This window comes from Streptomyces sp. NPDC051776, from assembly GCF_040681345.1.
In the GTDB taxonomy this organism is placed as follows: Bacteria; Actinomycetota; Actinomycetes; order Streptomycetales; family Streptomycetaceae; genus Streptomyces.
The window spans coordinates 95,598-114,941 of the sequence record NZ_JBFAYQ010000016.1 but is presented as its reverse complement, the minus strand read 5'-3'; the positions used below and the strand labels follow the sequence as shown (position 1 = coordinate 114,941).

The following is a 19,344-nucleotide window of genomic DNA, read 5'->3' as shown; positions in this document are numbered from 1 at the left end:
GTCCGACGCCCCTGCCCGTGGAGGCCGTTTCATGTCATGGACCCCATCCCACCGTGGCGGCCCCCGCGGCCGCATGCGCCTGGCCACCGGGGCCGCCGTCGCGGCGGCCCTTCTCGGTGCGGCGCTCGGCGGCACCGCTCCCAGCGCGGCAGATGCCGCCGAGGGCGGCGAACGCCTCACCGATCTCGTCAACCCGTTCATCGGCACCCGAGACGAGGGCAACACCTTCCCCGGCGCCGCTGTCCCTTTCGGCATGGTCCAGCTCTCCCCCGACACGGGGCACAACACCGGCTACGACTGGGACGACTCGCGGATCCGCGGCTTCTCCGCCGTCCATCTCTCCGGGGTGGGCTGCGCCGTCGGCGGTGACCTGCCCGTCATGCCGACCACCGGTGACATCACCAGCACCGACAATGCCGTCTACGCCTCCGCGTTCAGCCACGACCAGGAGAGCGCCTCGCCCGGCCGCTACGAGGTCCGCCTCGCCGACCACGGGGGGATCACCGCCGAGCTGACCGCCACCGCGCACACCGGCCATCAGCGCTACACCTTCCCGGCCACCGGCAAAGCCAATGTGCTGCTCAACTCCGGCCAGGCGCTGCACAAGGTGACGGACAGCCAGATCACCGTCCTCGACGACCGCACCGTGGCGGCCACGGTCACCGGCAACGGCTTCTGCAGGAAGGGCGGCGAGCCGTACACGGTCCACACCGTCACCCGGTTCGACCGGCCCTTCACCTCGTACGGCACCTGGGACGGCGCGCGGGTCACCGACGGGTCCACCGCCTCCGGGGGCGCGGGACGCCGCGGCGCCTACGTCCGTTTCGACACCACGGGCCGCGACCGCGACGTGGAAGCCGTCACGGCCATCTCCTACGTCGACCAGGAGGGCGCTGCCCGGAACCTGGAGGCCGAGGGGAAGTCGTCCTTCGACGCCACCGCCGCGGCGGCCACCCGCGCCTGGGAGGACAGGCTCGGCCGGGTCCGCGTACGCGGCGGGAGCCAGGAGCAGCGGCGCGCGTTCCACTCCGCGCTCTACCGGTCGCTGCTTCACCCCAACATCGGCCAGGACGTGGACGGCCGCTACACCGGCTGGGACCGCCAGGTGCACCAGGCGCAGGGCTTCACGTACTACCAGAACTGGTCCCTCTGGGACACCTACCGCACCCAGGCACAGCTTCTCGCGCTCATCGCCCCGCGGGAGTCGCGGGACATGGCGCTGTCACTGCTCAGGGTGGACGAGCAGGGCGGCTGGCTGCCCAAGTGGGGCTACGGCACGGCAGAGACGAACATCATGACCGGCGACCCGGTGACCCCGTTCCTCACGAACGCCTACCAGCAGGGACTGCTGAAGGGCCATGAGGAGGAGGTCTACCGGGCCCTGCGGAAGAACGCGGACGGCGTCCCGCCGAAGGACAGCCCGTATGTGGGGCGCGAGGGCAACAGCCACTACCAGCGGGAGGGTTACGTCCCCCACGACGCCGACCGCGAGAAGGACAAGGTCGGGGACTCCGACTTCCACCACGGCGGCTCCGCCACGCTCGAGTACGCCCTCGCGGACGCCGCGCTCGCCGAGATGGCCCGGGACCTCGGGCACACCGAGGACGCCGAGCGCTACGCCGCGCGCGGCCAGAGCTACCGCAATCTCTTCGACGGCTCGACGGGGTTCTTCCGGCCCCGCAACGCCGACGGCGTCTTCATCGGCGCCGAGGATCCCGCGAAGAGCGAGGGCTTCCACGAGGGCACGGGGTGGCAGTACCTGTGGATGGTGCCGCAGGACCTGCCGGGCCTGGTCTCCCTCCTCGGCGGCAAGGAGGCCACCGAGCGGCGGCTCGACGCCTTCTTCGCCTACGATCGGCTGCGCACGGACCCCGAGGGCACGGCGCGCCATGTCTGGGTGGGCGGTCCGTACGACTACTACAACCAGGACAAGTACAACCCGCAGAACGAGCCGGACCTCATCGCGCCGTACACCTACCTCGCCACCGGCAGCCCGGGGAAGACGACCGACGTGGTGCGCGCGGCGCTGTCGCTGTTCACCGACGCCCCGGACGGCATCACCGGCAACGACGACCTGGGCACCATGTCGTCCTGGACGGTGCTGTCGTCGATGGGCATCTTCCCGGTGTTCCCCGGCACCGACGTCTGGGGCCTGTCCACACCCGTCTTCGAACAGGTCGACCTGGCGCTGGACCGGAACTGGTACCCGAGCGGCCGGCTGCGGATCACGGCGCCCGGGGCGAGCGACGCGGCGCGCTACGTGCGGTCCGTGCGGCTCGGTGGCAAGGACCTGACGAAGACCTGGATCACCACGGCAGACATCAGGGCGGGCCGGGACCTTGCGTTCCGGCCCGGTACGCAGCCCTCGAAGTGGGGCACGCACGCCGCCGACGCCCCACCGTCCGCGGCTTACGGCGAGTCACCGGCGCGGGCGGGACGGCCGGACGGCTCGTAGCGAGCACCGTGGAGCAGCACCACCGCGGGGCGGTCAGCGGTCGGCCATCACCAGGCCGTCGTCAGCCGCCCCGCGGCGCAGTACGGCCTCCCGGATGTCGTCGCGCACCTTGCGGTAGTCGTCCCGGCCGGGGTCGCTGCGCAGCGCCTCGCCCAGGTTGACCACCCGCCACGGCGGCCCGCGGTCGGTCATCTGCGGAATGAACTCGGCCTTGGTCACCGCCCAGCGCTCGCCGTCCCGCCTCGGCGGTTCGAAGCGGAAGCGGGCGATGGAGCCGTGGTTGCCGCGCGGGTCCTGCATGACGCCGGCGACCTGGTCGCCGAGGCCGTGGACGACCCAGGTGCCGTTGACCTTCTCATAGGCCTGCGGGACATGGTTGTGCGTGCCGATGACGAGGTCGATGTCGGGACGGCCCGCGGTTTTCGAACGGGTGAGCCGGTCGGCGAGTTCGCGCTGCATCGCGTCGGGCTCCTCCTGCCACTCGGTGCCCCAGTGCAGGCTCAGCACGACGACATCGGCTCCGGCTCTGCGGGCCGCGCGCGCGTCGGCGACGATCCGGTCCGGGTCGATGCGGTTGACGATCCAGGGCTTGCCCTTGGGGAGGGGGATGCCGTTGGTGCCGTAGGTGTACGAGAGCTGGGCGACGGTGGCGGTTCCCGCTCGAAGCAGGGCCGGCTTGCCGGCCTCGGCGGCGGACCGGGCCGAACCCACGTGCCCCAGCCCCGCCTTGTCGAGGGCGTCGAGCTGGCGGCGTACGCCGTCGGATCCGGCGTCAAGGGTGTGGTTGGAGGCCGTCGAGCAGGAGTCGTAGCCCGTCTCCTTGAGAGCCGCGGCCACTTGAGGGGGCGAGACGAACGTCGGGTAGCCGGTGAACGGTCCGCCGGGCTCGCCGTACGGGGTCTCCATATGGCATATCGCCACGTCCGCGGCCGAGACGACGGGCCGGACGCCGGCGAACAGCTTCCGGAAGTCGTGACCGCTGCCCCCGGCGTCCTGCTGGGCCTGGTTCATGATCGTCGGGTACGGGATGACGTCGCCGCTGGCCACCAGGGTGAAGCCGCGCTGCGGTCCCGCCTTGCGCGGCGGCGCAGTCCGGTCGACGCCGGTGAGGGACGAGGTGGCAGGCGGACCGGTGCAGGCCGCCGCAGCACCGAGCAGCGAGCAGCCGAGGGCCAGCGCGGCCCCGCGGGTTCCGGTGCGTAGGCACCGGATTCGGCGGCGTACGGGTCGTCCCGTGCTCATGGTCCGCTCTCCTCTTGTCCGTTCCTCTCCCGGGACGAGCGGGCGGCGTTGAGGGCGTCCACGGCACCCTTGGCGTCGCCGATCGTCGTGTAGTCGACGGCGACGAAGGTGACCGGTCTGCCCCGTTCGCGCTCGCAGGCCAAGGCGCGTTCCAGAACGTGTTCGCGGCTGTTCACCTGGCCGGCGCCCAGGCGGCTGCCGCCGTCGCGGGTGACGAAGTGGTTCAGCAGGAAGAGCCGTTTGCCGTCGCCGCCCCGGTGGGGTGCGCAGGTCATCTCCTGCGGGCTGCGGAAGGCGAACGGGGTCTCCATCGCGTACCGGTAGAAGTTGCGGTACCAGGGCGCCGGACCGTCGGCCTGCTCGGCGAAGACGACCAGACGGTGGTCGGTGCGCACCATCTCGCCCAGCGTCGGCCAGGGCCGGCCGGGGTCCGCGTCCGGCGCGTACAGCAGGTCCTCAAGTCCCGCCTCGCGGAAGGCCCGTACGGTCTCCGCGCCGCTGACGCCGTCCTGCACGATCAGGGTGACGACCTCGGTGGGGTGGGCCCGGAGCCACGCCCCGACCTTGCGCAGGGTGGGGACGAGCGCGACCGCGCCGCCCCCGCACATGGAGTGGCACTGCCACAGTCCGCTGCGCTGCGGGCCGGCTCGGCGGATGAACCGGGTCAGCTCGGCGTCCGAGGCCGGGACGCGGTCGCGGAGGCCGGAGGCCTCGATGCGCCCGGCCACGTCCTCGGGCGTCTCCCCGGTGTGGGTGTCGACGAGCAGGGCCCGTACGCCCGCGTCGAGCTGCGCCGTGATCCCGAGATCCTGCAGCGGGCCGATGAAGCGGTCCTCGGTGGTGGACATGGCGTTGTGCGCGGCCAGTTGGGCCACCTCGTCGTAGCGCATCGCGCAGAGGGCGACCGAGCCCTGGCACCGCCGGGGTGTGCCGCCCGTCGTGGTGGGGGCCAGCGCCGCGCCCGCCGTGGCGATCACGGCGACTCCGGCGGTCACGGCCCACGCACGCGCGGGGCGTGAGACGGGTGTTCCGCAGGCGCGGCGCTTGCCCGCGGTGCACCACAGCAGCCCGGCCCCCACGGCCGGCAGTCCGGCGGCCAGCGGCACCAGCGCCGCAAGCAGCCCGGCCTGCAGGAGACGGTCCGCGGCCGTGGTCTGCACGTCCTCGACGAGCCGGGCCAGTGAGGGTGGCCAGGAGGCGGATGGTGCCGGCATGGCCAGGGCTGCGACGATCCGGCCGGCGCCTGCGGCCGCCGCGGCCAGCACCCCGCCGGTGGTGATCGCCGCACCGACGGCGGTCAGCCGCCGGGCGTACGTGCCGGGCACGGCCGCCCATAGCGCGAACAGACCGGTCACGCCCAGGAGTACGGCTGCCGTCTGTACGGGGCCGAGGCCCAGCCGGGCGATCGATCGCGCCTTGCGCACCAGGGCGATACCGTCGCGGTCCCCGCTCTCCGGGTCGGCCACGACCTGCCAGCGCGTGCCCTCCCGATGGAGGACGACGTTCCCGGCACTGCCCCCGGAGGGCCGGCCCGCGAGCGTCGCGGCCGACGGGCCGTCACCGCCTAGGGCCGCGGTGAGGCCGGGACGCAGCCGGTCCCGTGCGGCGCCGGGGAGGTACGACAGCAGCGCGTCGGTGGCAGCAGGCACATCACGCGGCGCGACGGCGCCGGCCGGGAGGGCGGCTGCCGCCTGCCGGACCGATGCGGGCGGGACCTCGTGCGCCGCTCCCCGCAATCCGGCCGCGGCGGCGTCGACGCCGTCCGCGGGCCACTCGTCCACCGCCGCGATCAGGTCACCGAAGTAGATCCGGATCAGGTCCTCGAAGTTGGCCAGTACCGGCCTGAGATCGGCGGTCAGCCGCAGCGCGGGGCGATCCCCGCGCAGATAGCCGACCGCGTTGCCGATCTGCTGCTCGGCCAGGGCGCGTACGGCCTCGGGCGGCAGCACGTTCTTGACGTTGGAGGTGACGATGCCTCGCGGTACGGGCAGGCGGGCGAGGATCTCGCCGGTGACCTCGGATGACTGCGGATCGACGAGCACCTCGTCGTAGAGCCGGTCGTAGGCGCGCTGCTCGTCCAGGACGTCCTCGTAGTAGGAGGGGTTGAGCGCGGTGGTGCGGGCTGTGGCGGCGGCGGCGAGCGCGACGGTCGAGACCACGACGGAGAGGAACGCCACCCAGCAGACCGCTCTGCGCCGCCATGACTGGCGGTAGAGCGCCGTACTGCCGGCCGGGGCCGGTATTCGCGTGCGGCTCATGGTCCTCTCTTCGCTCGCTTGCTCCTTCCCGACCTTGGGAGGTGGCCGGGTACGCGGCCAGCCGCGGGGCCCCAAGCGGGTGAGGAGCGCGGGCGGGGCAACCGGTGAGGTACTCACCACGGCGAACGCATGCACACGGGGCCCGCGGCTCCGCCGCGGAGGCGTCAGCGGCCTACTCTGGAAGCAGCAGGTGCGTGCCCCACGAGGGAGGACGCCATGCGGGACGACAGTCACGAAACCGGTCGGGCGGCCCCGGAGAATCCGTACGACGGCCCCGGTGTCCCCGCCGTTGCCGGAGACCCTGACGCTCCGGCCTTCCCCGAGGACCCGGGCGCTCCGGTACCTCGTTCGCGTTCGGGGATCCGCGGCCGCGGGCACCCGCGCACGGGCACGGAACCGGTGACGGCCCGCAGCGCGCTGGGGCTGCGGAAGCTGCTGGCCGTGATCTATACGCCGGTCTTCCTGGCCGGTGCCGTTCTCTTCGCGATCTGGGCGTCCCGGTCGCACGCGGGCTCCAGCCCCAGCTCTGGGGCGCTCGGGGCGATCGCCATCGTCTGCGCGGTGCTTTCGCTGCTGGCGCTGACGGACCTGATGGTCGTGGAGCACCGGCTCAAGCGCGAACGCGCCCGGCGGAGCCGCTGAGCGGACTCCGGCCACTGAGCGGACTCCGGCCACTGAGCGGACTCCGGCGCGTACGGCGACCCTTCCCGACGCGGACGGGTGCGGGCCGCGGTGCGCACCGTACGGACGCCTCGGCACCAGGTCGTCGAACGGCCGGACCGGGCCGTCAGGACTCCGCGTCCTCCAGGCCCGGGCCCTCGCCCCGCGCCGCCCGCTCCTCCGGCAGCAGCGCCCGGATGTCCGCGGGCAGCGCCTCGTAGAGCTTCTCCATGAGTTCGGGGCTCACGGCCGAGTCCAGGACCTCGAAGAACGCGGTCGACTCCCGGATGGCCCCGTCCTCGTCCGTTCCGGCGCGCCAGGAGATCCGGCCGAGGAAGCCGGTCAGATCGAAGCGCTCTCCGTGGACGCGCCGGTGCGCCCGCTCCTCCGGCGAACCGTCGTGGGCGGCGTCGACCCGCCGCAGGGCCTCCGCCGCCTCGCTCGGCAACTGCGCCGCCAGGTGCTCGGCCATGCCGCCGGGGACCCGTTCCGCGAGCGTTTCCAGGGTGGCTCGTACGGCTCGCTCGGCGGACTGCCGGTCCGGCAGGTGCGCCCGTGCCTGGACCTGACCCGTCATCTGGTCGTAGCGCATGATCAGCACCGCCTCGGGTGAGTCGTCGCGTCCTGCCGCCGTTCCCTGTGTCGGGTGCCCCTTCCCGTCCGCCCTCCCGTGTCCGTTCCCGAGTGACCCGTACGGGCCGGGCGACACCGGCCGTGCGGACTCCTGCGGATCGCGCTGCCGGGGGATGCCGGACTCCGGGAGGTGTGAAACGACGCCGGCTGTCCACTCGTGAGCCATGACCGAGAAACGTGGCGAGACGGAGGAACGGACCGTACCCGGCGTGCCCGAGTCGGGCGGCGTACCACCCGAGGAGACGCCTCCGGCCGAGGGCGGCCTCTCGGGTACCGGGCCGCGGGAGACCTACAACCCGCCCCGCGGCTGGGGTGCGGTGCCGCTGATCCTCTTGATGATCGTGGTCGTGCTCTTCGCGGTGTTCTACGTCGTCGGCTGGGTCACGCGCTGACCCGGCGGGCCCCCCGGCGCTGATCGCGGGCGTAGGCGCTGATCGCGGCCCCCGGCGCTGATCGCGGGCGTCGGCGCGGTCGCCGGCGTCGGTGTGGTCACGACCAGCCGGCGACGCGGGCGTACGGGCGGTCGTTCACCGATCTCCCCGCCGCTCGTCAGCCCGCCATGTCCACGATCCGCCGCGCCGTCGCCACGATCGCGTCCGCGTTGATCCCGGCTGCGTGGAGCTGTTCCTCCGGCGTGGCGGACGCGGGCTGAGACCGTACGGCCAGCCGGGCCAGCCGTGGTACGCGCCTGCCGTCCGCGAACGCCTCGGCCACCGCGTCGCCCAGGCCGCCCTCCGGGCGATGGTCCTCGACAGTGATCAGGCATCCGGTCGCCTCTGCGGCGGCGCGCAGGGCCGTGGTGTCGACCGGCTTGAGCGAGTAGAGGTCGATGACCCGCGCGTGGATGCCCTCCTCCGCGAGCCGTCCCGCCGCCGTCAGGGCCTCATGAACCGTCACGCCCGCGCCGATCAGGGTGACCCGGTCCTCGTCCGAGGAGCGCAGCAGCGAACTGCCGCCGATGGGGAAGTCCTCGTCGGCCCCGTAGATGACCGGGGTGGTGCCGCGCGTGGTGCGCAGATAGCTGATGCCGGGGCGGTCGGCCAGGGCGGCCACGAGATGGGCGGTCTGATTGGCGTCGCACGGGTAGAGGACGGTGCTGTCGTGGAGGGAGCGGAACATCGCCAGGTCCTCGAGCCCCATTTGCGACGGGCCGTCCTCCCCGATCGCGACCCCGGCGTGCGACCCGGCGATGGCCATACGGGCCCGGCTCACCGAAGCCATCCGCAGGAAGTCGTGGGCGCGGGTGAGGAAGGCGGCGAAGGTGGCGACGTACGGCACCCAGCCGCGGGTCTGCATGCCGACGGCCGCCGCCACCATCTGCTGCTCGGCGATGTAGCACTCGAAGTACCGGTCGGGGTTCTCCTTGGCGAAGTACTCGGCGCGCGTGGAATCTCCGACCTCGGCGTCCAGCGCGACGACGTCGGCGCGCGCGATGCCCAGCGCCGCGAGCGCCTGCCCGTATGCGGTGCGCGTGGCGGCCGACTCGCCAATGGTGTAGTGCGGGAGTTGGAGGGGTGCGGTGGGGTGCTGCGGGTCCTGCACCGCGGGCGGCGCCTGGACGTCGACCTGCAGATGGCGGATGCCGCCCAGCTCGGCGATCGCCGCTGCCGCGTCCGGGACCGGCTTGCCGTGGAAGCCCTCCCGGCCCTCGACGGCTGCGACGCCCCGCCCCTTCACCGTGCGGGCGATGACGGCGGTCGGCCGCAGAGCCGTGACCCGAGCCTCCGCGTAGGCCTGGTCGATGGCGGCGATGTCATGGCCGTCGATCTCGACGGTGTGCCAGCCGAATGCCTCGATGCGCCGGGCGTACGCGTCGAGGTCCCACTCGTGGCGGGTGGGTCCGCGCTGCCCGAGACGGTTCACGTCGATGACGGCGGTGAGGTTGTCGAGCCGTTCGTGCCCGGCGTGCTCGAACGCCTCCCAGATGGACCCCTCGGCCAGCTCGCTGTCACCGCACAGCACCCAGACCCGGTACGGCAGCCGGTCGAGCCGCTTGCCCGTCAGGGCCAGGCCCACCCCGACCGGCAGGCCCTGCCCGAGGGAGCCGGTGGCGACCTCGACCCACGGGAGCTGCGGTGTGGGGTGCCCCTCCAGACGGCTGCCGAGCCGGCGGAAGCTCAACAGTTCGTCGTCGGGCACCGCGCCCGCCGCCTTGAAGAGGGAGTAGAGCAGGGGGGACGCATGGCCCTTGGAAAAGATCAGGTGGTCATTGCCGGGGTGTTCCGGCCGGTCGAACGAGTACTGCAAGTGGTTCGCCAGGAGCACGGCCATGAGGTCCGCGGCCGACATCGAGGACGTCGGATGGCCGGAGCCCGCTGCATCGGCGGCGCGCACCGCGTCCACGCGGAGCTGCTGTCCCAGCTCGTGCAGGTCTTCGTGGTTCATCTCGGACCTCCCGCTCAGGACTGTCTGCGAGTACCCGGCATCGGGGGCACCACACAGCGGAATCCGTCCTCCGGAGAGCCGGGCCCGCCGCGCGGGAGCGGGCCCGCGCGGCGGCGGAAGCAAGGGGGCGCCCAAGGGGCGGGAGGCACGGAAGGACGGATGGGAGGACAGGGGCGCTCCGAGCGCGGACGAAACTTTCTGCGGGCGTGGGCGCCCGCCCTGCACACTCCGGGGCCGGGGAGCGCCAGCGGCGGCCACAGCGGTACTGAACGGGCCCGGACCGTGGCCGGACCGCGATCAGTGCCCCGGCACGGGCGACATCCGGGCCGCCGCCTCCGCCTTCGCCGACTCCAGCAGCGCCAGCAGCAGGCTCTTGCTGGAGTTGCGCCGCCGCACATCGCACATCACCACCGGCGCGGGCGACTTGAGGTTCAGGGCGGCGTGAACCTCCTCGGCGGTGAAGTCACAATGCCCGTAGAAGCAGTTGACGCCGACAGCGAAGGGAATGCCCCGCTGCTCGAAGAAGTCCAGCGAGGCGAAGCTGTCGGCCATACGGCGCGGGTCGGCGAGAACGACCGCGCCGAGCGAGCCGAGCGCGAGATCGTCCCACATGAACCAGAAGCGCTCCTGCCCAGGGGTGCCGAACAGATAGAGCACATGCTCCGGATCCAGGGTGATACGGCCGAAGTCCATGGCGACCGTGGTCGTTTCCTTGTCCGGGGTGCCCGCCAGGTCGTCGACGCCCAGACTCGCCTGGGTCATGTACTCCTCGGTCTCCAGCGGGGGGACCTCGCTCACCGAGCCGATCATCGTGGTCTTGCCCACCCCGAAGCCCCCGGCTATGAGGATCTTCAGCGCTGTGGGCATGGCGGCGGAACCACTCATCCGCTCAGAGCTGGCGAATTCCACGGATCACTCTCTCCAGTAGTGCCACGCTGGGGGCCTCCGTCTCCGCACCCGGCGCCTTGATTGAGATCATTGATTTGTCGAGCAGGTCCCCGCAGAGCACCTTCACCACACTGGGCGGCAGGTCCAGCAGCGCCGCGATCTCGGCGACCGCCAGGGGACGCTGACGGCAGATGTCGAGAATGGCTTCCGACTCCGGCTGCTCCACGTGCCCGGGGTGCAGAGAGCCAGACCGTGTTGTCGCCACGAGGGTGATCAGAGCGAAGTCGGACCGGCTGTGCCGGGTACGTCCTCCGGTGATGGCGTAGGGCCGGACGAGGTATCCGGCACCCTCGTCGAACCACGGTCTGTTCTTCGAGATGGTCAGAGATCCTTACTGTGACGGCTGGTTGGGACCTCCACGCGAGGTGCCGCGCTCAGGTACGTGCCGACCTTCTGAACGATCATGGCCATTTCGTACGCCACGATGCCGGCGTCCACCTGGTCGGTGGCGAGGACCGCGAGTCTCGCCCCCTGACCGGCGTTGCTCACAAAGAGGAAGGCGTGATCCATCTCGATGACGGTCTGCCGTACCTGGCCGCCCGCGAAGTGTCGGGCCGCCCCGTTGGAGAGGCTCTGCAGCCCGGAGGCCACGGCCGACAGATGCTCGGCGTCCTCCCGCCTGAGGTCCTGGGACCAGGCGAGAGCCAGACCGTCCTGAGCAAGCACCAGCGCGTGACGCACTTCCGGGACGTCGGCTACCAGGTTGTTCAGGAGCCAATTCAGCTCGCTCGTGGTGTTGGTCTGGTGAATCATCGCTGATCCTTCCTCAGAGATCCTCGGGGCCTGCGCCGTGCCCGGGCGTTCCCGCCTGGGAGTCGTGGCCACCAGGCGGGTCTGCAGGCCTCGAGGTCCGGGCTCGCCGGTTGGCCGACTGGATGGCGGCCATCGTGGCCCCTGCCCGGTCGGGGGAGGGAGCGCTGGTCGAACCCGTGTCGTCCTGCTCGGGGTTGCCATGAGCCGTCTTTCGCAGTGGCTCCGCAAGGCTCTCGCCCCGCACTCTCATCGGAAGCCTCCCGGCCGTCGACGCCTGGGGTGCGGGCGGGACGGGCTCGCCCGGCTCGGTCACGGGAGTGCCCGACGGAGTCTCGTCCCCAGTGGGCGTGTTGTGTCCGGCGGTGTGGTCAGCACCCTCGTGAGGGTGCGGCCGCGCGGCCGGAACGGCGGCGTCGTCCGCCGGGTCCCCCGGTGTGATCGGCAACAGGCCTGCGCCTCCATACGTCGGATAGCCGCTGTGGTCGTCGAGCGATGACGGCATGCTGATACCAGTGCCGATGCTCGGCATATGCATGCCCTCGCCGGGACCGGCCATGCCGGCACCCGCTCCCGCGGCGGCGAGCGGCTCGTCCGGACCCGAGCGGGGTCCGGGAACCGCGGGGGCCTCGGGCGCCCGCTCGGCATCCTGCTGCTTGAGCTCCTGCTCGAGCTCTTGCTGGACCTCCTGCTGCGTCTCCTGCAGATGCTCCGAAATCAGGCCGGACAGGAGGGACTTGGTCTCCTCCAGGAGGGCGCTGGGCAACAGCACGATCGCGAGGGTGCCGCCGTACGGCGACTTGCGCAGCGAGATCTCGAGGTTGTGCCGCTTGGCGAGCCGGGCCACCACGAAGATACCCAGGCGCGGGGTCTCGCCCAGCGTCATCATGTCGAGCTCGGGCGGCTCGGCGAGCAGGGTGTTGATGTGCTCGTAGTTCTCCTCGGTCATCCCGAGGCCGCGGTCCTCGACCTGCAGCGCCAGGCCCTTGGCGACCTGCATGGCGCTGACGGTCACCTTGGTCTCGGGCGGGGAGAACGCCGTCCCGTTCTCGATGAGTTCGGCGAGCAGATGGACGACGTCGGCGACGGCACGTCCGACCAGTGACACCTGCGGAGCGGGCAGGGCGTCCACCCGGCTGTAGTGCTCGGTCTCCGAGATGGCACTGCGCAGTACCTCGTAGATCGGGACAGCCTTGCTCCAGCGGCGGACGGGCGGGGAGCCTCCCAGGATGACGAGGTTCTCCGTGTGCCGTCGTACGCGGGTGGCCAGGTGGTCCACCGCGAAGATGTCCTTCAGCAGATCGGAGTCCTGGTGCTTGCGCTCCAGTTCGTCGAGCTTGGGAATCATGCGGTTGATCAGAACCTGCGTACGGCGGGCGAGGCCGAGGAACGCCTGCTCCGTCCCGTCCCTCTTCCGCGCCTGCTGCACGAACTGCCGTGCCTGTTGCACGAACATGGTCTCCACGGCCTGGGCCAGGTACTGCGTCGCCGCGGCGAGCCGACCCACTTCGTCGGCACCGTGGTCCTGCTGGGGGTTCGGTTCGACCGGTTCCGCCTGCTCACCCCGGCCGAGCTGCTCGACCAGGCGCGGGAGGCGGTTGTCGGCCAACTCCACGGCGGACTGGCGGATCCGGGTGAGCCGGTCGACCAGGGAGCGTGTGAACCGTGGCACCAGCGCACCCGCGGCACCAAGTACCGCCAGAGCCACTGCTGAGCCGATGACGACCCGGATGATCAGGTCGTCCGCACGGGACGAGGCCTCGGCGGTCACGCCGCCCAGGGCGTCCGTGCCCAGCTCGCGCAGGTCCTTGCCCACGACGTCGGCGGACTCCCGCCACTTGCCCGCCTCTTTGGGCAGTCCCGTGCGTCCGGAGACGACATCGTCCTCGAGCGACACCAGCATGGTCCACTGGGGGCTTCCGGTGATGCGCCGGAACGCCTTGGCGTCGCTCGTGGAGAGGTCCGCGGTGTCGAGCGCCGTGGCCGCCTGCTGCTGCACCGCGACGTAACCGCCGAACTCGGCGCGCGTACCGGCCGTCAGACGCTTGGACGCCTGCGCGGTGGTGAACAGCGCGTCCTCGCGGGAGAGCATCTCCGAGAACTGCACCAGGTGGTTCACGGCGGCGCTGCCGTACGCGAGACGGCCGTCACCGATGCGCGTCACCGACGCGAGCAGGGCGGTGCCCTCTTCGACGGTGTCCGTGTAGTACCGGAACGCCTCGGCTCCGTCGGCTGCGCGCTGGTCGATCGCGTCGCGCTGCTGCGACAGCTCCTCCAGCGCCTTGCCCAGGCCGGCGGCCCTGCCCTTGACCGTCTCCTCGGTGACGTCCGCTCCCGCGCGCCATGCACGGAACCTCGCCACCGCGGTGTCCGTGCTGCTTCGGGCATCGGTCACCGCGGTACGGGAGGCGTCACCCGGTGACGTCTGCCAGGCAGCCGTCAGACGGCGCTCCTCCTGCAGGCGCACCACGAGCGTGTGCGCGGGCTTGCCCGCCGAAGCGGCCAACGCCGCGTCGTCGCGCAGGGCGAGGCCTTCTGCCGTCCAGACGCTCGCTGCGTACCCCCACAGTGCCGTGAGGGCCAGTAAGGGAACGAGGATCAGCAGGGTGAGGGTAAATCGAATCGATTTGCGATGAGCGGCACTGGTCACTGTGTGCCGGTGTCGTAACCCTGGCATCTGATTCCTCGTGCGACAGCGGAACGAACGTGGAGGGAAGGGCGTACGGGTCGCCCGGAAACCCGGGCACGTGCATGGAACGGCGCATTGACTCTGTGTCATCGGCGACCGACCGGATGCACCGTACCAGGGTCGCACGGCACCTTCGACTGGAAGTCGGGGACCTCAGTAGCCAGCGCTCAACGGCCTATAAAATGACGCGCCTTTCCGGCCTTTTGCGAGGTTGGCGGCCATCAACACGGGCGTGGACCGGAGTGAATCGGCCCTTCTGCGTCAACACCCCGCGCAATGGGCCCTGTTGACTGCTCATCGTCACAACAGCGCCAGAAGTTTCGGGGTGTAGAGCGCGCTGGTGGATTCGGCCCCGGCCACCATGTCGAAGTAGATCGCGGTGAGTTCCGGGTCCGACTGCACCGCGCGGAGCAGCGAAAGACGCTGCTCGTGCGTTTCGAGCTGGGCCACCGCCAGCGTCGCGTCGTAGCCCTCGCGCAGGGTGTCGTTGCGCTCCCGCGCCCATGAGCGCAGGGCCTCGTCCAACTGCGCCGGTACGCCGAGCCGGTCCCCCACGTGCCGTACGAGGGACTCGGCCTGGAAGAAGGCGTCGCTGATCCCGCGGGCGGTGATGGAGTCCTTGTGGTGTCCGGCGTCGCCGACCAGCGCCCAGCCGGGGCCGGTTGCCTCGCGGAAGAAGTTCTGCTGGTCCCCGGTGCCGCGCATCCGCTCGGCCGGGTGCCTGCCCTGCAGCCGTTCGAAGAGGGAAGGGGCGGTGGAGCGCACCTGTTCCAGATACGCCTCCTGAACGTCCTTGCGCACCTCGGCGAAGCGGGCCTGCGGGAAGTAGGCCAGGACCAGGGTCGCGTCGTCGTTGGTGGGCACGGCGGCCACCCAGCTCCCGGGTCTCTCGTACAGCTCGAACTGCGCCGGTACGCCCTTCCAGTAGGTGTAGTACGCGCATGTCAACCGCGGGTCCTGCGCGGTGTACCTGGCTCCGCAGAGCGCCGCGACCGTCGAGCGCATGCCGTCCGCACCGATCACCAGACGGGCGTGCTCGGTGAACGGCTCACTCCCCCGGCGGCCCTCCACGCCGACCACGCGCCCCGCCCCGTCCTGGAGCAGGCCCCGCACCCGGCAGCCGCTGCGGAACTCGACACCGGCCTCGATCGCGCCGTCCAGCAGGATCGCGTCCAGGACGTGGCGGCGCGGCGCGTACCCGGCGGTCTGCCCCTCCACGCCCCGGCCGCAGCCCTCGAGGCGGATGTCGTCCACCTCGTAGAGGGCGCGGTCCAGCGGGGGGCAGCCGGAGGCGCGTACGCGGTCGAGCAGGCCCCAGCGGGCGAGGGCCGCCACTCCGGGCTGGTGGACGAGGTGGGTGGACAGGGTGTCGGAGGGGAATTCCTGCCGATCGAGCATGAGCACCCGGTACCCCGCACGGGCGAGCAGCATGGCGGTGGGGGAACCGGCGCATCGCGCCCCCACCACGATGACATCGAACATGTGTGAGCCTCACAGACCGTCAAGCGAGAGGAGTTGCGCAGGGACGCCACGCGCGGTCGCAACAGCCCCGACGCCGGCCCGGCGTGAACGCGGGGCCGGACGCGCGGAGGCCGCCGGACGTCGAGTGGCCTTCCGGCGCGGGTCAGTCAGTGGGGGGTGTCACCGAGTGCAGCGAGAAGTGCGCGCCGATCGATCTTGCCATTGGAGTTGCGCGGCAGTTCTTCGAGGGCGGTTATCCGACGAGGCATCATGTACGGAGGCAAGCGGGCGCGCAGGGCAGAATACAACTCCTCGGCGTCGCAGCCGCTTCCGCTGACGGCGGCGGTCAAGTCCTTCTCTCCGTCCGGGCCTTCCACGGCGAGGACGATCGCGTCCCGCACACCGGCCTGCTCCCGCAACGGCGCCTCGATGTCACCGAGTTCGATGCGGTGGCCGCGGATCTTGACCTGATGGTCGGTGCGCCCCAGGTACACCAGCCGGCCGTGCTCCCCTACCGTGACGCGGTCCCCGGTGCAATACCAGTGCCGGTCGGTGAGGGGTGAGGTACCCGTGTACCGCTCCACGGTGCCGTCCTCGTCGCGGGCGAGAAAGCGGCCGGTGTTGTTGGCCGGGTCCAGGTAGCCGGGAAAGCGCTGCGCTCCGCGGACGCACAGCTCCCCGGTGGTGGCCTGCCTGCCGTCGTCGTCCAGGACGAGGAACTCCACAGCGGAGTAGCAGGAGCCCATCGGCACGGTGCCGTTGGCCGTACGGGGCCAGTCCTCCACCTCGCCCGGCAGACGGTACTCCGTGCAGGAGATGGTGAGTTCGGTCGGCCCGTAGAGGTTCTCCAGCGTGCTCGCCGGTGCGGCGGCCCGCCAGGCCCGCGCCTGGGACAGGGTCAGCGCCTCGCCCCCGAAGACGCTCCGGCGCAGCGTGGGCATGCTGCCCGGGGTGAGCGTGCCGAGGCGCGAGGCGAAGGACGCCAGAGACGGTACCGAGAACCAGTGCGTCAGCCGTGCGGAGTTGATGAACTTCACCGGCGACATGAGCTGCCCCCGTCTCGGCACGACGAGCGTGCCGCCACCGCCCCAGGCCACGAACAGATCGTGCACCGAGCCGTCGAAGGTCAGCTCGAAGGTCTGCGAGAGCCGGCTGCCCGGGCCCGCCTCGTAGCGGGGCACGGCATGGGCCAGATAGGCGTCGATGTTGCGGTGCAGGACCGGGACGCCCTTGGGGGTGCCGGTCGAGCCAGAGGTGAAGATGATGTACGCGATGTCGTCGGGCGCGGCCGGGCAGGGCGGCAGGGCCGGGGGCGCGTCCGCGCCCAGGGCCGCCAACTCCTCGGGTCCCGCGACGAGAAGAGGGACACCCGTATCGCCGCCGGCCCCCACCGACTCGGCGATCACGGTCTCCAGCTCTGCCGCCGCGGCTATCGCCGCGTTGCGCCGCGCGGGAAATTCGGGGTTGAGCGGTACGACCGCTGCTCCGGTCCGCAGGATGGCGAGGTAGCCGGCGTACGAGGTCACCGACCGGCTCGCCATGAGCCCTACGCGCCGGGGGGGAATTCCCCCCTGCGCTGCCATCAGCCGTGCGGCCAGCCGCTCCGCCAGATCCCGCAGTTCACCGTAAGTGAGCGTCTCCCCGCCCGCCTCCAGCGCCGTGCGGTCGCCGAACCGGTCGGCGGAGCGGGCGAACCATGCGTACAGGGTCTGCGATCCGGCGCTCATACGGGGTTCGCCTCCAGCTTGCCCACCCACTGCCGGAACGCGCCCACCGTACGCAGATCGGCGAGGTCCTCGACCTCGAACTCGTAGCCGTGGTCATTGGCCAGCTTCAGCACGATCTGGAGACGTGCGAGGGAGTCGATCCCGATCTCGGACAGTAGGGAGGTATCACCGTACGTGGTGCGCGCGTGCTCGCTCAGGACGCGGGACGCCAGATCGCCCGTGCCGTCCGCGTCCCCCTGCTCGCCGAGCCAGTAGCGCTTGGTCCGCCAGGGGTAGGTCGGCAGCGGGACGCAGCGGCCGCGCTGCCCGAACACCTCGTCCCAGTCGACGCTGTCACCGCTGCGGTACCGCTCCGCTGCGGCGCTCAACTGCGCGGGCGCCTTCCCCCGTCCGCCGTTGCCGCCGAGCGCCCTCAGCTCCTGGACCATCTCCCCGTGGGAGCCCGCGACGACCGCGTACCGGTGGGTGTGGTGCTGCCTGCGCGTCGCCGCGGAGTAGCAGATGTCGCGCAGCGCGTATGCCGCTCCCGGCCCGTCCGGCGCCAGATAGGCGGCGTAGGCGCTGACCAGTGCGTCGAGCGCCTCGGGGCTGCGCGCCGACAGCGGCAGCACGCATGCCTTGCCGCTCCGGCGGCGCCACACGGCGAGGTCGCCGCTGCGTCGGCGCCACCGTGCCGGGTCCTGACCGGCCGGACGGGTCTCGCCCTGACGTACCACCAGATGCGCATTGAGGCAGGAGACGCCCTGCCCGCTGACGCCCGCGACGGCCGGGCGGCCGTGGTCGGGCAGGTCCTGCAGCTCGACCGGTACGGACAGCGGCAGTTCGTCCCAGGGGACGAGCGGGTTGGGGACCTCGAAGTTGAGGCTGGGCGGGATCTGGCCGTGCTCCAGGCAGAGAACGGCCTTGATGAGACCGGCGACGCCGCCCGCGGCCTCCGCGTGGCCGATGTTGGTCTTCACGGAGCCGACGTAGGCCGGCCGGTGGGAGGGCCTGCCTTCCCCGAGGACCTCGCCGAGAGCCTTGAACTCCAGCGGGTCCAGGGTCGGAGAACCGGTCCCGTGCGCCTCCACGAAGTCCACGTCGGCCGGGGAGACGCCGGCGTCCTCGTAGGCCCACCTGAGGACCTGGGTCTGGCCCTCAAGCGAAGGGGCCAGCAGGGAGCCGCTGGAACGGCCGTCGTTGCTGATCGCGCTGCCGAGGATGACGGCCCTGATGCGGTCCCCGTCGGCGACGGCCTGGGTGAGCGGCTTCAGAACGACGACCCCCACGCCGTCGCTCGGGCCGTACCCGTCGGCGCCGGCGTCACCGAATTTGCTGCGGCCGTCCGGCGCGAGCGTTCCGGCCTGCGTCATCAACACCTCTTCGTCCGGGCGGAGTTTGAGGTTGACCCCGGCGGCGAGGGCCAGTGAGCTCTCGCCGGCGCGCAGGCTCTGCACGGCCATGTGGACGGAGACGACCGAGGACGAGCAGGCGGTGTCCACCAGCAAGCTCGGCCCGCGGAAGTCGAAGACGTAGGAGAGTCGACCGGGCAGCAGCGACCGCTGATTGCTGAACAGGGACGGAGTGACGGCGTCGAGTCCCTGCCGGTACTGCAGATCCAGATAGTCGCCACGGGCGGCACCGACGAAGACCCCGGTACGGCTGCCCGCGAGACGGTCGGGGCACTGGCCCGCGTCCTCCAGTGCCTCCCAGGCCGTCATCATCAACAGCCGCTGCTGCGGGTCGAGTTCCGCGGCCTCGGTGGAGGACATCTCGAAGAACTCCGCGTCGAACTCCGCCACCCCGTCGACGTAGCCCGCGCGGCGACTGGTGATCCTCCCCGGCCCTGGACTTGGGGAATACAGGGTGTCCACGTCATAGCGTTCCGGTGGTGTCTCGCTCGTCATGTCCGAACCGTCACGGATCAACTGCCAGAGCTCATCAGCTCCTGACGCGCCGGGGAACCGGCAGGCCAGGCCGATCACGGCAATCGACCGTGCCTCGATCTCCGCTGTCGACCTCTTCATCAGACCACTCCTTCGATGCGTCCCCGACGTCCCAGCGCTGCTGCTGTTCATTGCTCCGCGGTGCTGCCGCGGAGGCTGCGGCCGCGGCGCGCCCTGGGCTGCATACCCGCGCCGCCATACCGAGAAAGCC

14 protein-coding genes are annotated in these 19,344 nt (G+C 71.5%); 3 read left to right on the top strand and 11 right to left on the bottom strand.

What is annotated here, in order from left to right; all coding sequences use genetic code 11:
- Nucleotides 1-31: 31 nt before the first annotated feature.
- The gene (locus AB0M26_RS15455; protein WP_365260405.1) at nucleotides 32-2,455 is read left to right on the top strand and encodes a GH92 family glycosyl hydrolase; all 2,424 of its coding nucleotides are present in this window, start codon (nucleotides 32-34) and stop codon (nucleotides 2,453-2,455) included.
- 33 nt (nucleotides 2,456-2,488) lie between these two features.
- On the opposite strand, the gene AB0M26_RS15450 is transcribed toward AB0M26_RS15455, so the two are convergent.
- On the bottom strand, nucleotides 2,489-3,697 hold the full coding sequence (locus AB0M26_RS15450) for a CapA family protein (protein ID WP_365260402.1): 1,209 nt from the start codon (nucleotides 3,695-3,697) through the stop codon (nucleotides 2,489-2,491).
- Nucleotides 3,694-5,955, bottom strand: a complete 2,262-nt coding sequence (locus AB0M26_RS15445) for a hypothetical protein (RefSeq protein WP_365260399.1) — start codon at nucleotides 5,953-5,955, stop codon at nucleotides 3,694-3,696. Before AB0M26_RS15445 ends, AB0M26_RS15450 begins: the two co-directional genes overlap by 4 nt.
- A 216-nt stretch (nucleotides 5,956-6,171) precedes the next feature.
- Here AB0M26_RS15445 and AB0M26_RS15440 point away from each other — a divergent pair, with 216 nt between their 5' ends.
- Nucleotides 6,172-6,597 carry a DUF6343 family protein gene (locus AB0M26_RS15440; protein WP_365260394.1) on the top strand — a complete coding sequence of 142 codons (426 nt, stop codon included), beginning with the start codon at nucleotides 6,172-6,174 and terminating at the stop codon, nucleotides 6,595-6,597.
- A gap of 145 nt (nucleotides 6,598-6,742) precedes the next feature.
- On the opposite strand, the gene AB0M26_RS15435 is transcribed toward AB0M26_RS15440, so the two are convergent.
- Nucleotides 6,743-7,207: a DUF2267 domain-containing protein gene (locus tag AB0M26_RS15435; RefSeq protein ID WP_365260497.1), complete on the bottom strand. Its 465-nt coding sequence runs from the start codon at nucleotides 7,205-7,207 to the stop codon at nucleotides 6,743-6,745.
- A 205-nt stretch (nucleotides 7,208-7,412) separates the two neighbouring features.
- On the opposite strand from AB0M26_RS15435, the gene AB0M26_RS15430 reads away from it, so the two are divergent.
- A complete protein-coding gene (locus AB0M26_RS15430) occupies nucleotides 7,413-7,640 on the top strand; it encodes a DUF6480 family protein (protein ID WP_365260391.1) in 228 nt (75 codons plus the stop codon).
- Nucleotides 7,641-7,797: 157 nt separating this feature from the next.
- Here AB0M26_RS15430 and AB0M26_RS15425 read toward each other — a convergent pair whose 3' ends face one another.
- The 8 genes from AB0M26_RS15425 to AB0M26_RS15390 all read right to left on the bottom strand — a co-directional run bounded on the left by AB0M26_RS15425 (nucleotide 7,798) and on the right by AB0M26_RS15390 (nucleotide 19,214).
- On the bottom strand, nucleotides 7,798-9,633 hold the full coding sequence (locus AB0M26_RS15425; protein WP_365260389.1) for a transketolase: 1,836 nt from the start codon (nucleotides 9,631-9,633) through the stop codon (nucleotides 7,798-7,800).
- 297 nt (nucleotides 9,634-9,930) lie between these two features.
- Nucleotides 9,931-10,500 carry an ATP/GTP-binding protein gene (locus AB0M26_RS15420; protein ID WP_365260386.1) on the bottom strand — a complete coding sequence of 190 codons (570 nt, stop codon included), beginning with the start codon at nucleotides 10,498-10,500 and terminating at the stop codon, nucleotides 9,931-9,933.
- A gap of 22 nt (nucleotides 10,501-10,522) precedes the next feature.
- A complete protein-coding gene (locus AB0M26_RS15415; protein WP_365260494.1) occupies nucleotides 10,523-10,840 on the bottom strand; it encodes a DUF742 domain-containing protein in 318 nt (105 codons plus the stop codon).
- A 62-nt stretch (nucleotides 10,841-10,902) separates the two neighbouring features.
- A complete protein-coding gene (locus tag AB0M26_RS15410; RefSeq protein ID WP_365260384.1) occupies nucleotides 10,903-11,334 on the bottom strand; it encodes a roadblock/LC7 domain-containing protein in 432 nt (143 codons plus the stop codon).
- 13 nt (nucleotides 11,335-11,347) lie between these two features.
- Complete coding sequence (locus AB0M26_RS15405; RefSeq protein ID WP_365260381.1) at nucleotides 11,348-13,981, bottom strand: nitrate- and nitrite sensing domain-containing protein; 2,634 nt, start codon at nucleotides 13,979-13,981, stop codon at nucleotides 11,348-11,350.
- Between the two features lie 339 nt (nucleotides 13,982-14,320).
- The gene (locus AB0M26_RS15400) at nucleotides 14,321-15,502 is read right to left on the bottom strand and encodes an NAD(P)/FAD-dependent oxidoreductase (protein WP_365260378.1); all 1,182 of its coding nucleotides are present in this window, start codon (nucleotides 15,500-15,502) and stop codon (nucleotides 14,321-14,323) included.
- A 146-nt stretch (nucleotides 15,503-15,648) separates the two neighbouring features.
- Complete coding sequence (locus tag AB0M26_RS15395) at nucleotides 15,649-17,208, bottom strand: amino acid adenylation domain-containing protein (protein ID WP_365260376.1); 1,560 nt, start codon at nucleotides 17,206-17,208, stop codon at nucleotides 15,649-15,651.
- On the bottom strand, nucleotides 17,205-19,214 hold the full coding sequence (locus AB0M26_RS15390; protein ID WP_365260373.1) for a beta-ketoacyl synthase N-terminal-like domain-containing protein: 2,010 nt from the start codon (nucleotides 19,212-19,214) through the stop codon (nucleotides 17,205-17,207). The genes AB0M26_RS15395 and AB0M26_RS15390 overlap by 4 nt, the downstream gene beginning before the upstream one ends.
- Nucleotides 19,215-19,344 lie beyond the last annotated feature (130 nt).

Excerpts from the sequence above, each read along its gene's own strand:
- AB0M26_RS15455 (WP_365260405.1), top strand. The coding sequence starts at position 32 with ATGTCATGGACCCCATCCCACCGTGGCGGCCCCCGCGGCCGCATGCGC.
- AB0M26_RS15450 (WP_365260402.1), bottom strand. The coding sequence starts at position 3,697 with ATGAGCACGGGACGACCCGTACGCCGCCGAATCCGGTGCCTACGCACC.
- AB0M26_RS15445 (WP_365260399.1), bottom strand. The coding sequence starts at position 5,955 with ATGAGCCGCACGCGAATACCGGCCCCGGCCGGCAGTACGGCGCTCTAC.
- AB0M26_RS15440 (WP_365260394.1), top strand. The coding sequence starts at position 6,172 with ATGCGGGACGACAGTCACGAAACCGGTCGGGCGGCCCCGGAGAATCCG.
- AB0M26_RS15435 (WP_365260497.1), bottom strand. The coding sequence starts at position 7,207 with ATGCGCTACGACCAGATGACGGGTCAGGTCCAGGCACGGGCGCACCTG.
- AB0M26_RS15430 (WP_365260391.1), top strand. The coding sequence starts at position 7,413 with ATGACCGAGAAACGTGGCGAGACGGAGGAACGGACCGTACCCGGCGTG.
- AB0M26_RS15425 (WP_365260389.1), bottom strand. The coding sequence starts at position 9,633 with ATGAACCACGAAGACCTGCACGAGCTGGGACAGCAGCTCCGCGTGGAC.
- AB0M26_RS15420 (WP_365260386.1), bottom strand. The coding sequence starts at position 10,500 with ATGCCCACAGCGCTGAAGATCCTCATAGCCGGGGGCTTCGGGGTGGGC.
- AB0M26_RS15410 (WP_365260384.1), bottom strand. The coding sequence starts at position 11,334 with ATGATTCACCAGACCAACACCACGAGCGAGCTGAATTGGCTCCTGAAC.
- AB0M26_RS15400 (WP_365260378.1), bottom strand. The coding sequence starts at position 15,502 with ATGTTCGATGTCATCGTGGTGGGGGCGCGATGCGCCGGTTCCCCCACC.
- AB0M26_RS15395 (WP_365260376.1), bottom strand. The coding sequence starts at position 17,208 with ATGAGCGCCGGATCGCAGACCCTGTACGCATGGTTCGCCCGCTCCGCC.
- AB0M26_RS15390 (WP_365260373.1), bottom strand. The coding sequence starts at position 19,214 with ATGAAGAGGTCGACAGCGGAGATCGAGGCACGGTCGATTGCCGTGATC.